This is a genomic window from Desulfitobacterium metallireducens DSM 15288 (assembly GCF_000231405.2).
GTDB classification, from domain to species: Bacteria; Bacillota; Desulfitobacteriia; order Desulfitobacteriales; family Desulfitobacteriaceae; genus Desulfitobacterium_A; species Desulfitobacterium_A metallireducens.
In genome coordinates this window covers 482,420-496,839 of record NZ_CP007032.1, presented here as the reverse complement: position 1 = coordinate 496,839, position 14,420 = coordinate 482,420, and the positions used below count along the sequence as shown (strand labels likewise).

Sequence of the window (14,420 nt, the reverse complement as noted above, 5' to 3'; positions counted from 1 at the left end):
CTGCGTTTAACCGTATGTTAATGATCCCTTTTCACAATGTAATTCAGTAACTGCTTTAGAAAAGTGGTATTTCGCGGTACATATTCCAACTCCTCCATTGCCTGACAGTAATGATCCCACATCTCCTTTCTGGCACCCTCCGATCCGAGGAGTGTCACAAAGGTTGAATTGTTATTTTCAACATCTTTGCCTGTCAGTTTTCCTAGTAAGACGGGATCACCTTCAGCATCAAGCAGGTCGTCCTTGATCTGAAAGGCGATACCTGCATGATGGGCGAATTCTTTCAAAGCTTCAATTTGCGCTTCTTTCTCCTGTGCGAGAATAGCCGGCATAACAAGTGAAGCTTCGAAAGCTAGCCCTGTTTTATAAAAATACATCATATTCAATTGCTCCAGCGTCAATCGTTTACCTTTAGAATCCAAATCCATCGCCTGACCTTTGCACATATCCTCTATCAGGCGGGTTGCATACTGAATCAAGTTCAACACGATTTTGGGATCGAACGGGTCAAGAGACGTCAATTCCTCAATAGCCTTTTGGGTTAGAAAGAGACCCGTCAATTCAGCTATAGCGATATTATACACCACATGTAGGGTTTGTCTGCCTCGTCGAGTATATGCATTATCCTGGGAGGGGAGGTCATCGTAGATCAAGGATGCAGTATGCATATACTCCAAGGATCGGAGAAGCGGTGCAATTGCCTTCGGGTCTAATCCGTACCCGTTTACGCCCATGGCCCAGGCCATCAGCGGTCGCACCTTCTTTCCCCCGGCTTCCAGACTATAATTTGCGGAGTCAATAATGGTTTGGTTCAGAAGTGGATTATCCAGAGTTTTCGCGATATTTAAGATACCGCTGATCTGCTTACCCACGGTTTGTATCGTATCGACAAAGGCTTCCTGCTCCGCCTTTTCATTTTTCAGAATCGTGATCATCCTATCGCGAAGGAGTTTATCCAAGAAATCTACATCATCCGCCTTTCGGACCATTTTTTGAACAAGATCATTAAATTTCGGATTTACAGAAGCAAATAGCCCCATGACTTCGTCGTATCTTTCAGTTCCCATCCGTTCTTTAAATCGTTTCAGCCCGTTGATTGCACGATCCAAAATCACTTCGCAGGTCTTCGTGTCGGAGTGATACACGTTATGGATTAGATTAGAGATAACTGTCCAATATAATTCAAAGGGGTTGATCAAGTCCTGCCGTTGAACATGGTATTTTATATAATAAGTATAGGGTGTGACCCTTTCTTCCTTCAAGTCCTCAAACATATCAGAAAAATCATCCGCCAACTGGTTGTAGATGCCATAATAGAAAGTTCGGTTGTCAAATCCAATATCCACAGGTGCACTGATCACCGAACGGGCGATTAGTCTAGAAAAAGAGGATTTCAAAATAACTGGAATATAGAGGTCTTCATTGGAGTAGTTTTGATTGGACAGGTCCTTCACCCGGTCAACATCCTGAGCATTAAAAAATACATAAGCTAGCTCGAAAAAGGATTTCTGGGCTCCAGGTCGCTGATGCACCTTAATATACTCAAAGCTATCCGACAGTTCCGAATGAACATATTTGACCAGATCACTGTTCATTCCTATCCATTCACCTAATTCCGGTACATTTCCAGTGATGAGTGTAGTACGAATCAGTTCGGAATATCGTTTTTTCTCCTCGAGGGACAAGACCTTGGAATCAAGCAGATCGTCGATGAGCGGATAGGTGAGGCCATAAGAATAGCCCAGTCGAATAGCTTCATCAATTTTCCGAGAGCGTTCTTCTGGCGAGGTATTGCTGCTCATTTCTTCGATCTCGTGCATGAGCACACCGGCAATGATTTTAATCACTTTTCGCTGGGCATGAACAGCATCGAGCTCTTTCGGAAGATGATCCGACATTGTCTTTAATTTGTCCAACACCCAAAGCAAGGTGGATCCGACACCTTCCTTCTGAGCGTTTCGGTACAACCCGACAAAGCTTATCTTCTCGGTTCCGTTTGCCCTATCTAAAGTGACCGAACGGGTCAGCTGTTCTTTTAAACTATCCACTACATGCTGGATACGGGCCTGAGTGGCGGGGGAATCCAAAGCTTTGCCCAGATCGCGCAAGAAAATATAGGCGATGCTTCTGTCCAGGTAATTGTCCAATTTACCGGTGTAATCCAGCCAATGGATATATTTGTGATACTCCTGAGAGTTCGGTTTATCCTTCCGGCCAAAAAGGCCAGAAAGAAATGAATGATGATGGATATGATTATGTTTCCATGACAGGATATCCTTTGTCAGAGTCGAGGAATAGGTCTTGAAGGCAAGCTGCTGATAAAGTGATTTAAAATATTCGATAGCTTTTTGCTCAGCAATTTGATAACATTCAGCAGCATTAACAATCGTCGTCATGTTAAATTTTGGCACTTGGACGCAAATGAACACTTTACTCCATTTAAGTATCCTTTAATATTCATTAAAATTTAACCTCCAATTACTCATATCTAACCTTTATTAACCACGCTCACAGTTCCAAGGGTTCCCTTTTATCCTTATTCTAAGACATTCATGAAGCAATGACCATACCTTACATAAAGTGGTACTTTGCTTACTTGACCCAACCCTTGGGGTAGGGTTTATACTGATCATGGAGGAGGGTTAGGGTGGAGAATAGGATAAGAATCAGTGATTTTGCCAAATTAACCGGAAGCACATTAAAAACAATTATGTATTACCACAAGATCGGTTTACTACAGGAGCCAGAGCGTTCTTCGGGGGGATACCGTTTGTACGGACCAGCTGAACTAACACGTATGCAGTCAATCAAACGATTAAAATCCCTGGGACTGGACTTAAAACGCATCAAGGAAATACTAGGAAAGATGCACAATTTAAAAACCATGCGGGAAGTATTACAGTCTTTAAGAACTGAGCTTCTAAACGAGATAACGACTCTTGAAGAACGAGTGGCGAAGATTGAGAAATTGCTAGATGAAGATGCAGAAGACGCGGTATTTCTGGATGAAAACACCTTCGAATCTCCTTCTTTCCAAAGGGTCAAAGAGATCCTTGGGCATGAGCAGATTGATAAATATATTCAAACCAGCCCGGAAATATATGCTCAGCAGCAAAAATTATTTGGCATCTTAGATGATTTTCAGTGGGGCCAGGATCATCGGGAAACGTTTCTGTCATTGGCCGAATACTTTAAAGATCATCCTGAAAAGTACCAAATGGCTTTGGATAGTGCGAAGCGTTTGACCAAGCTGGATCAGCTGTCTGCAGATGATCCGGAGGTCGAAGCTCTGGCCAAGGACTCTGCTGAAATCATGAAGAGTATACCTTTGTTCGAGGGGGTTAATCCGTCACTGAGCAAAGCTATGGAAAACTTATATGATGGAATGGTTGCAGGAGTTCTCTCACCAGCCCGAATGAAACATAAGCGCCTTGTTGAACAATATCTCAAGGAAAGGAGTGGTTTCGATGGAAAGAAAGACTAATCTGTCTGCGTCAAAAGCTTATCGTATACCCGCAATTATTATGATCGTGATGGGTCTCGTTTTATTTTTTCCGGCAGGTTCGTTAAGGTTTTGGCAGGCATGGATTTTTTGGATAGGTATCTCTGCCCTTACGCTTTTTATTACGGCTTACTTTTTGAAAAAGGATCCCGACCTTTTATCGAGACGAATGAAGGTTAAAGACCAGGAAAATACGCGAAAACCTCCCGCCTTTTTTAACTTATTTATGCTAGGCTACTTAATTCCCGGTCTTGATTTTCGATTTCATTGGTCAGCTGTGCCTGTTTTGCTTGTAATTGCAGCGAATGCTGTTGTTTTCTTAGGTTATATCTTTATTATCCTTGTTTTTAAGCAAAATAGTTATGCTTCAACTGTCATCCAGGTTGAAAAAGAACAGCAGGTTATAACAACCGGCCTCTACGCCATAGTTCGCCATCCGATGTACCTAGGGATGTTAATAATGTCACTGTTTACCCCTCTGGCCCTTGGTTCGTATTGGGCGATAATACCTTTTCTTCTCACTATACCATGGACTGTAATTAGGATAAAAATCGAAGAGGAAACTCTTTTACGAGACCTGCCAGGATACAAACACTATTGTTTAAAGACACGTTATCATTTGATTCCGTTAATTTGGTGATATTCAAAAGCACCACTTATAGTTAAATATCATTATCTTATTTTTTACCTTAGTTCTGAATTGCCTAATTCCTGATTTTAATTGAGCCCAAATAGCTTTGAAAAGAAATATTATAAATAGAAAACAACGTGCTGCATATTCACTTAAGTACAATTGAATAATACAGCACGTTATTTTTTTAATTGCCTACGAATCACACAATTTATTCCTTCCGTTAGCATTACCTAGTTCAGGTCAGTGGGTCGGAAACTCATTTCCCTCTCAGCCACTTTAGCTCAGCTCCCCTAACTTCTTGCAAAGCTTATGTAAATATATAACCCGATGATAGACAATCAATCACACCGGTTTGAACCGAGCCACCTCTAATCCTGTGAGAAGTTCCCATTGACACGTCGCTCCTTCATGGGCCGCACCGATTTCTAGGTGAGCCATGGCTATGCCGCAATCCAACCTCTTCGAGATATGATATGAAATTGAGTTAACAGATGCTTTCTTATAAGTAAAAAGTATCTCTAACTGAGCTCTATCAAAATCCAGAAAATCCTTTCCCTTAATTTGTGAAGAGTTAAAAGTCCCTGACAGCTGCTGAACCATTATATATCCATGTAAAGGACCTTATAGAGAAAAAAGGCTAGCGCAAATACAAACATTACGTTTCAGGATTTAGCCGGCATCATGGAGTGTAAATAATAATATAAAAGTGGTTGATATTCACAGGATCAAACCGTCCGTAGTTCAGACCGACTTAAAACGGGAGCCTCCTCAGGGCTAAAAACATCCATTACCTTTTATTCCTTAATACTCGAATACGCAGATGAACCTCTAGTAAACCGCAATATTCTTTTATTCGCACAAGGAAATCAGGAAACTCTTAGCAAACTCATTCATTTTTAGCCCATCCGCATCAAAATTACCGAAATAGATTGAACACGTTTGGAAGTTGATTTATAATACTTCCATAGTATAATATTATATTTCCAAAGTAAATAAAGCACACTTCTAATTGGAGGTCATTGTGAGAAAACAAGACTCTTTTTTTGAGCTTCCGGCCGTAAAAGGTATTCAGGCTGGAATGCCTTATTACTCTGTGATGTGTCCCTTAGACATAGTTACAAAACTGTTTAGCTATAATGATAGTTCGTTGTCTCCCGACATGAGGGCACAAAGGATTTTGAACAAACAACGTATTCCAGAAATGAAAGAGTACATACTGAGTAATAAGAATTGTTATGTCTTTTCTGCACTTACCGCATCAATTGACGGAGATTTAGAGTTTGTTGCCAATAAAAATAGCTCTTCTGGTTATTTGAAAATAGCTATGAATTCACGTATCATTATAAACGATGGTCAGCATCGCAGAGCAGCCATTGAGGCAGCGCTACAAGAGTGTCCAGAATTGAGACACGAGGATATTTCTATTGTTCTTTACTACGATTTGGGGCTAAAGCGATCTCAACAGATGTTTACCGACCTAAACCGATATGCAGCGCGCCCCACAATGTCCCTAAACATTTTATATGACAACAGAGATGAATTTTCTGTCTTGATCAAAGAATGCATTAACGAAATACCTATGTTTTTTGGTAATGTAGAAAATGAAAAATCAACTATTTCCAATCGTTCCAAAGCTCTGTTTACCTTAAGTGCTATTTTTCACGCGTCGAGAGACCTCATTAAAGGAGCTCCGATAAACGATGATGAAACCAAGAAAACCATTGTCTCGTTCTGGGACGCAGTTTCGCATAATATGCTTCCCTGGGTCAGTGTAAAAAGCAAAACCATCTCTCCGGTTGAATTTCGAAGAGATTATATATGTGCCCACGCTATTACTCTTCGAGCACTTGGCGGTTTAGGAAATGCTCTGAATAATGAACGGAACGCCTCTGACAACTGGAATGACAAACTAACTTTTTTACAGAACATAAACTGGTCTAAAAATAGTAAGGAACTACAAGGACTTGTGATGGTGAATGGACGCATATCTTGTTCGCGTAATAACCAGAAAGCTTTTACTGAATACTTGATTGAAAAAGCTAGATTAGAAAATATGTCAGGAACGGTAACTATATGAGCATAACAAAACAAAATATTAAAGAGTTGTATGAAATCATCAAAAATTTGTATCTAGAAGATGATATCCCATGGGTAGTTGGTTATTCTGGAGGAAAGGATAGCACCGCTACCCTGCAATTGGTATGGTTAGCTTTATCGGAATTACCACTAGAATTGCGCAAAAGAAAAGCCGTACATGTGATTTGCACTGATACCTTGGTAGAGTCTCCTGTTGTTGCTAAATGGGTGGAAATTTCATTAGAACGAATGAAAAATAGGGCTAAAGCATTGGATATGCCAATTATTCCCCATAGGTTAATTCCTGATTACAATGACACTTTTTGGGTGAATCTTTTAGGACGGGGGTACCCCTTCCCTCACACCAACTTTAGATGGTGCACTGATCGCTTAAAAATTAAACCGGCAAATACTTTCGTTCAAAACATAGTATCTTCATATGGAGAAGTTATTCTTCTATTAGGTACAAGAAAGGCCGAGAGTGCCAATCGTGCTCGAACAATGCAACATTATGAAAATCTCCGAGTCCGTGACTTTTTAAGTCCTAATGAAACAATGCAAAATGAGCTAGTTTTTTCACCACTTGAAAACTGGACAAATGATGATGTCTGGACGTTCTTAATGCAATATAAAAATCCTTGGGGTCATTCCAATAAAGATTTACTAACAATGTATCGAGGTGCTACAGAAGATGGTGAGTGTCCTTTAATTATTAATTCAGATACCCCCAGTTGTGGCAAAAGTCGTTTTGGATGCTGGGTTTGTACTCTGGTAGAACAGGATAAGTCAATGGCGGCCATGATCATGAATGACAGCGAAAAAGAATGGATGACACCTTTACTGGAATTCAGAAATGAAATCGGGGATGCTGAAGCCGATAGATCGAGGCGAGACTTTAGAAGAATGACAGGTAATACGCATATGTTCAAAGGACGCCTTGTTCACGGTCCATATATAAAATCGGTACGTGAAGGCTGGCTCAAAAAATTGCTCACGATCCAAACCGAAATCAACCAGAACGGACCAGAAGAATTTAGAAATCTTGAGCTAATAACCTTAGAAGAACTAAATATTATAAGGCAGATTTGGCTTGACGAGAAGCATGAGTTTGACGATTCCCTTCCTGATATCTATAAGGAGGTTACTGGAAGAGATTTTGTAATTTTCCTCCACCACCTAGAAACTTCTTATGGAAAAGCAGAGTGGGAAATTCTTGCTGATGTTTGTCATGCTTTATATCCGGATGAAAAGCTTCTCTTTGAAATGACAGCTCGCATCGTTGATATCGAACAAAAGTCTTCCGACATAAAGCAACGAAAAGGTATTTTAGGGGATATTGAAGCCCAAATCAAGCGTGGATTTTTTCGCGATGAAGAAGACGCTAAAGCCTTTACAGTGGCTAAAGTTCAGCGCAAAAAAAACATGGGCGCTTTCTATGACAAAAATGCTGAATCTGAAGAAGAACAATTAAATTTTTACAAAGTGGAGGATAATTAATATAATGAAGATTAAACGCCTGACCCTCCACAATTTCGGAATCTATGCAAACACTAATCTATTTGATTTTGTTACCGAAAAACAAATTATTCTTATTGGTGGAATGAATGGGCGCGGCAAAACTACCATTTTGGAAGCAATCCTTCTAGCTCTTTATGGAAGGCGGTCCTTTGCCTTTGCAGAAAGCAAGACATCATTTCCCAACTATTTAAAGAAACTTGTAAATAAAGCTGATGGGACAAACACGTCATCTATCGAACTGCTGTTTGAATTATCCTCGGGTGAAGATAATAACAATTATAATGTTAAAAGGGAATGGTCTCTGCACTCTGCAAATACCATTCTTAAAACAAGCGTATATAAAGATGACAGATACGATCAAGTTCTTTCAGAAAACTGGAATATGTTTATCGAAGAAATGCTTCCAAGTGCAATCGCCCCACTTTTTTTCTTTGATGGCGAAAAAATATCTGAGTTGGCGGTTTCGGATGACCATACATTTCTCTTGAAATCAATTAAAACCTTACTTGGAATCGATGTGATTGATCAAGCTATATCAGATATCCAACGTATCATTACCAATAAGAAAAAGGCAATTAAGTCAGATGATGACGCAAAAGAAATTGGTCTTTATGATGAAAAAATAAAGAATATAGATTTACTTGCAAAAGCAGCTGCCGAAACCCTAGGCCACTTAAAAATTGAAGAAATCAATCTTGCGCAAAAACTTGAAAAAGCAGAAAACGACTTTATGACCATGGGTGGCCATTTAGTTTCCAACCGAAATGATCTAATGAATAAGAAAAACACCTTAGAAGTGTCTCTAGAAAAGCTGAATGAGCAACTTATTAACATAGTTTCTGAAGATCTCCCACTTTTAATGATGCTTCCACTCTTAAACCAAATTCTTGACGTCTCTAATCAGGAGCGTGAACAAAGAGGAATCAAAGCTGCTATTGCCCAATTACCAATTCTCTTTGAGAGGTTCGATAAAACAAAGGATAAAAGGCTTGACTTTGATGAATTCATGCACTTTATTAATAGCATATCGATGGATGTACAAACGGTTTACAATTTATCAGAGGCAGGACATATCCAATTAAAAATGCTTTGTGATTCCTTGCCCAGGCGTCAGAAAAATGACGTCTTGCAGGTTTTGGACCAACGACAGGATTTGCTTAAACAATTAGCTGAAGTGGAAAATTATTTGTCAATCGATATCGATGAAACTTCAACCGGTATTCAATACAAAACCATCTTGGAATTGACAGCAAAATTGGCTACTATTAAGGAAAAATTTCGCATTGCTCAGGAAGATTACAATGCTAAAAATGCTCAATACGATGACATGAGACGTGAGCAGCTTAAGGTTATCGAGAAGGCTGTTGCCAATTTGGAAAGTATCGACGAAGCAAGAAGAATCATAACCTATTCGGGAAGAGCCTTGAAGGTACTTGAGGAGTATAAGATCCATTTACAGCTATCAAAGACAAGGTTTTTAGCCGAAACCATGACACAATGCTTCAAAAAAATTGTTTCAAAACAAAACCTAATTAGCGATATTCAAATTGAACCTAAGACACTTAAATTTATTTACTTAAATCAAAATGGAGAACAGATAAATAGGTCTACTTTTTCTGCTGGAGAAAAACAACTTTTGATGATTGCCATGCTTTGGGCTCTAGGCATCTGTTCGAAAAAGCAACTTCCTATTATTATTGATACTCCACTCGCTCGTTTGGATAGTGCTCATCGAGAGTCCTTAATTACAAACTATCTTCCTGAAGCCAGTGACCAGACGATTCTTCTTTCAACAGATTCAGAAATCAGCGGGAAATATTATGACATGTTACGCCCATATGTTGGACGAGAATTCACTTTGAAATACAATGATGAAACACAACAGACCTTGATAGAAAATGGTTACTTTGGAGGTGCGGTAAAGTGATTGTTAAGCAAATTAAGTTGTCTAATCAATCTAAGGACAAACTATCCCGCCTCAAAGGAAAAACTGGCATAAAAAACTGGAATGTTCTTTGTCGCTGGGCATTGTGCTTTTCTCTAAGCGAAGAAACCATACCTACTGATCTTGATTTTCCGGCCGATAGTAATGTGGAAATGTCTTGGCATACATTTGCCGGAGAAAACCATGAGATATACAATGCATTGATCTTAGCCTGGTGTATCAAAGACGGTCTGCCCACTGACGAAGAAACATTAGCAAAGTACTTCAAATTGCATTTAAACCGCGGGATTGCATATTTGTCAGGTACCAATGTTATAAAATCTATTGATGACTTAGTAAACCTTGCTTTAAAGAAAAGCCAGGAGGTTTGAAATGAGCCTATACCTTGACTATAATGCTTCAACTCCAGTAGATGTTCGTGTATTAGATACCATGACCAATGCCTATAAATGCTTCTATGGTAATCCAGATAGCCGCACCCATGATTACGGCACTAATGCCCACAAGCAAGTAGAAAAAGCTCGCGAACAAGTTGCTTCGCTTCTGGGAATTGCTAAGAATGAAGTGATATTCACAAGCGGAGCCACCGAAAGCGATAATCTTGCTGTTCTCGGTCTTGCTGAACATGGGATTAATACGAACAAAAAACATATTATTACCACAGCTATTGAGCACAAAGCCATTTTAAAACCGTTCAAGATTCTTAAAGAGCAAGGATTTGAAGTAGATTTTATCTCACCGGACGAAAGTGGAAGGATAGATGCCCAAGAGCTTTTGAGTAAAGTCCGATCCGATACTTTGCTTGTAAGTGTGATGCATGCCAATAATGAAACTGGAATTATCCAGCCGGTTCAGGAGATTGGGCAAGCACTTTGTGATACAGAAACCTATTTTCACATCGATGCTGCTCAAAGTTGTGGGAAATTAGTAGATGAGCTCAAGCTTCTAAAATATGACCTACTTTCCCTAACCGCTCATAAAATGTACGGACCACAGGGTATTGGAGCTTTGGTCTTGCGCACAAAAAAGTACAAAAAACCCCCAATTAAGCCAATCATGTTTGGTGGAGACCACGAAAGTGGCCTCCGGCCAGGAACGCTGCCTGTAGCCCTGATCTTAGGGCTAGGTAAAGCATGTGAAATTGCCGAACAGGAAAAGGCTATGAATTTGGAAGTCTATCGTACAACTAAAAAGCAGATTATGGATGCCATAACTTCCTCGGGTGTGGAATTTGAGATCAATGGAGATCCTCAACATAGTATGCCTAATACACTAAACATCAGTTTCCTCGGCGTTGATTCAGAGGCCCTTATGCTTGCTACAAAACAATATTGCAGTATATCGAACGGCTCTGCCTGCACTTCTCACGACTATAGTCATAGCCACGTTCTCACCGCCATGGGACTCTCAGACGAGTGTATTGAAAGCGCAATACGAATTAGTTGGGGTAAAGGCAGATTTGACATATCCGCATTTCAAAAAATTATGGGTACAATAAAGGAACTCGTTTAACGAAAGGGATTGGAATAAACTCCAATCCCTTTCGAGCCCACATGGGAATATTTATATTAAGTGCAATCCTAATATGACTTATTGGCACTTACTTTATTATCTTTTATTCACTTTTAATTTTTTCTATGACCTTACTAAGCACATTACGAGCATAAGTTATATATTTCTCTTTAAAATCTCTGCTAAAGAACAGATCCAATTTATCCTTGAAATTACCGGCAGCTACATCGTCTTGCATGCTATCGCTTATCTCCAATAGTTCACCTAAAACCATTTTAGAATAATTGCATTCTAAGATATCCGGATTATTAATTAAATACATTTTTTGAGGAAGCCAATAATTTGATAGAGATTCATTTAATTCTCTGCTTATAAAAATAAAATTGAAAAGATTATTTACATATTTACTGAAAAACTCTTTTGAATGTTCGTACCTATGTTCATGCTCGCCACAGATGACCTTCATCCTTCTTTGTTGATTATCACTTATTATAAAATGTTCAGTTGTAAATTGATCCCCAAGGAAACGTTTGACACTCTCTAAACTTTCGGATATTATAACTTTTTCATTTTCAATTTTGAAGAAATTATAAATAGTGGCCAGCGATTTACATCTAAACTTGTAATCTTCTACATCTTCATTTGTCCCGAGTTTATACTGTGCCAAAATCTTACTGTCAGTTATTTTATTGGGTTCGAAATAAGATTTAATCTGGGTAATGATTTCTGCATACCAATTATCGTTGGATGCTTTTAAAACACCTATAAAAACATCTTTACTTTTCTTGTTCTCAAAAATTATAAATAATACTGACAGAAGATACGTGCCATATATTTTTCTGAATTCTTCTTTTGCTTTATTTTCATGATTATGTAGAACTGTAAGGATATACTTCATTACTAAAGCTTTAGGAAGAACTTTATTGTCTTTAAGAACTTTCCCCATAAAATTGTGTATGATTTTTAACTCATTAGTGTCAATGCGGTCCGGTGAAATGCATCTGAACAAAGCAGTAAATGTAGCGTTAATTGAATCATTTTCAACTACATTCAACATGATCTCAATGACGTTATTGAGTTTTTGTAAAGAACTAAGCATATAGGCATTATCATTTATTACTTCAATAAGATGTGTTTGTCCTCTAAACTTTACAGGGAAATCTTCATGGGTCTTAAATTCATTTTTTAATAAGAAATCTTCACCGAATTCTAGTCCTCTGAATTTTGAATTAGTATAAAGATCACAGTAGAAATAGTGTTCTAATAATTTTAACAACGGGTAGTCCATTTTTTTCGTGGCTTCAATCCGACATACATTAGTTTTAAATTTATACCACTCATTTCTAATGTCTTCATTGTGATCATTTCGAAAAAGATACCCTTTGAATATATCCTCAGTATCTAATTGCTTGCCCTTTAAGTTTACATCAATGAAATAGCGAATGCCATCTCTCGCGTCGTCTGATCTGTTTAGAATGATGTTCACGTCACTTTTTCCTAAATTGCGTATAAAATCCTTTGCGGCATGTCCATTAGCTATACAATCTAAAACTTTAATTTGACTCCATAATTCGTAGTATTTATCAATTTGATGTAATTTATCTGACTGCACTATTTCCGCAGCTAAGCTATCTTTGTCAGGGAAGTTTCCTTCTAGAATAGCCTCAAACCCCAGAAAACTCTCAATGCTCAGTTTACAGGGAGAAATTGTATCTATTTGTCCGTTGTGGAAATAATTCAAACAAGAAAGTATCAATGTTAATACTGTTATTCGCTGTTGTCCGTCTATGATTAGGAACTTGTTTTCATTTAACTTTTGAGTAAGAATAATGTTACCAAGATATTTGGGTCCAGATTTTATATCGTCAACCAACTGTGACAAGTTCTCTTTTTCCCATCTAATTTCACGCTGAAAATCGGGAATTATATACTCACGATTTTCCCGTAAAGATAATATATCTTGCATAGATCCATCAACATGAACATTAATTGTTTCATTCGTATTCGACAATAACTTCCTTAAGGGAGCTATAATGCCAAGTAATTCTAATTCTGGCATAGTTAGTGCACACCTCATTAATCGTCACTTTTTTGACTTCTGATGTTTTTTACATATTATATTATATGGTTTCAAAAATATTTGCCGTATTATCTCGCCTTTATCTTTACTGACTATGGTTTAGACTCGTAATATTTACGCACCCTAATAAACTAAATTGAATCATAAATCTGTTCACGGGGTTCTTAGCATAAAACCAGAATTATTCTCACAAAATTGCAAATGATGATTTGTATGTTTGTCTTATTTCAGGTTCTGCGCTTGTAAGCAGTTAACACTCTTTTACACTTTTATAAATTCTTTAAAATCTGGATTTACATTACACAACTTATTGATAGTTTCCCAGTCCAATGTTTCTTTTTGTTTTGCAGGAATAATGATTCAGAATCATCAAGATTAGTAATGTCAAATCTAATAATACCAATTCCAAAAGAGTTTGATAACCGTTTCAGTTCTTGGAGTAAATCATCATCTTTTTCTAAAAAAGCAGTCGCAAATACCCTTCTTAAGCCCATAATGAATTGGAAACGGCTTGGAAGAAATATTCTCTGAGGTTTGATGAAGTAAGTTTCCTTTTTAATTCAAAAGAGTAAAGCTTTAAAGGTTAGTTTTCATTTGATAACTCAATTAATTCTTTGTCCCATAATCCAATAGGAAAAGATACGCCGACAAGGTCTGGATGTATCCATTCTCTGAAACGGTCTTTTTTCCCAGAGCTCAGATGATTAATGGTTCTAGTATAAACCCTACTTAGGTATGTATAGGAAAAATACGTTATATGTCTATGAAAGTCTTTTTCGTCGAACTTTTCCAGTTCATTTTTGGCCTTATTTTTTATTGGTTGAAGATTTGAAGCAACTATAATTTTAAGTGAAAACTCTTTGGGCCGAACTTGCTCATTGACCGTAAATTTACTTTTAGGATTATCTTTGATATCAATTATGAGCTTTCTTCCAATACTTACCCAAGGAGACTTTCCAACAAAGCCCCCAGTCTTTTCATAACCACGTTCGACACCATACTGCCAAATTTCAGAGGTTGTCATTGGTCTTCCACATTCTTTAATAATTTGCTCAGGAAATTTGAGAGTATAATTTTCCATTTAGTACTCACCTACTTTTCCTAGCAAAATCATTCTCATTCATATCCCCGTTAATTACATGACTAACACATC

General features: G+C 38.0%; 11 protein-coding genes. 7 read left to right on the top strand and 4 right to left on the bottom strand.

What is annotated here, in order from left to right:
- Window positions 1-17: 17 nt before the first annotated feature.
- Entirely contained in the window at window positions 18-2,411 is a 2,394-nt protein-coding gene (locus DESME_RS02420; protein WP_242837415.1) for a polyprenyl synthetase family protein, read from the bottom strand.
- A 236-nt stretch (window positions 2,412-2,647) separates the two neighbouring features.
- Here DESME_RS02420 and DESME_RS02415 point away from each other — a divergent pair, with 236 nt between their 5' ends.
- The 7 genes from DESME_RS02415 (at window position 2,648) to DESME_RS02380 (ending at window position 11,187) form a co-directional block, all read left to right on the top strand.
- Window positions 2,648-3,484 carry a MerR family transcriptional regulator gene (locus DESME_RS02415; RefSeq protein ID WP_006717315.1) on the top strand — a complete coding sequence of 279 codons (837 nt, stop codon included), beginning with the start codon at window positions 2,648-2,650 and terminating at the stop codon, window positions 3,482-3,484.
- Complete coding sequence (locus DESME_RS02410; protein ID WP_006717314.1) at window positions 3,468-4,142, top strand: methyltransferase family protein; 675 nt, start codon at window positions 3,468-3,470, stop codon at window positions 4,140-4,142. Before DESME_RS02415 ends, DESME_RS02410 begins: the two co-directional genes overlap by 17 nt.
- A gap of 1,015 nt (window positions 4,143-5,157) precedes the next feature.
- On the top strand, window positions 5,158-6,213 hold the full coding sequence (gene dndB / locus DESME_RS02400) for a DNA sulfur modification protein DndB (protein ID WP_006717311.1): 1,056 nt from the start codon (window positions 5,158-5,160) through the stop codon (window positions 6,211-6,213).
- Window positions 6,210-7,709 carry a DNA phosphorothioation system sulfurtransferase DndC gene (gene dndC / locus DESME_RS02395; RefSeq protein WP_006717309.1) on the top strand — a complete coding sequence of 500 codons (1,500 nt, stop codon included), beginning with the start codon at window positions 6,210-6,212 and terminating at the stop codon, window positions 7,707-7,709. The genes dndB and dndC overlap by 4 nt, the downstream gene beginning before the upstream one ends.
- A 4-nt stretch (window positions 7,710-7,713) precedes the next feature.
- Window positions 7,714-9,657, top strand: coding sequence for a DNA sulfur modification protein DndD (gene dndD, locus DESME_RS02390; RefSeq protein WP_006717307.1), 1,944 nt, complete (start codon window positions 7,714-7,716; stop codon window positions 9,655-9,657).
- Entirely contained in the window at window positions 9,654-10,046 is a 393-nt protein-coding gene (gene dndE, locus DESME_RS02385; protein ID WP_006717306.1) for a DNA sulfur modification protein DndE, read from the top strand. Before dndD ends, dndE begins: the two co-directional genes overlap by 4 nt.
- 1 nt (window position 10,047) lies before the next feature.
- Complete coding sequence (locus DESME_RS02380; RefSeq protein WP_006717304.1) at window positions 10,048-11,187, top strand: cysteine desulfurase family protein; 1,140 nt, start codon at window positions 10,048-10,050, stop codon at window positions 11,185-11,187.
- A gap of 103 nt (window positions 11,188-11,290) precedes the next feature.
- Here DESME_RS02380 and DESME_RS02375 read toward each other — a convergent pair whose 3' ends face one another.
- The 3 genes from DESME_RS02375 to DESME_RS02370 form a co-directional block, all read right to left on the bottom strand.
- Window positions 11,291-13,246 carry a DUF262 domain-containing protein gene (locus DESME_RS02375; protein ID WP_006717302.1) on the bottom strand — a complete coding sequence of 652 codons (1,956 nt, stop codon included), beginning with the start codon at window positions 13,244-13,246 and terminating at the stop codon, window positions 11,291-11,293.
- Between the two features lie 314 nt (window positions 13,247-13,560).
- Window positions 13,561-13,761: a hypothetical protein gene (locus DESME_RS16010; protein WP_167998811.1), complete on the bottom strand. Its 201-nt coding sequence runs from the start codon at window positions 13,759-13,761 to the stop codon at window positions 13,561-13,563.
- Between the two features lie 89 nt (window positions 13,762-13,850).
- Window positions 13,851-14,348 (bottom strand): HTH domain-containing protein, encoded by a 498-nt coding sequence (locus DESME_RS02370; RefSeq protein ID WP_006717301.1) that lies wholly within the window; start codon window positions 14,346-14,348, stop codon window positions 13,851-13,853.
- Window positions 14,349-14,420: the final 72 nt, after the last annotated feature.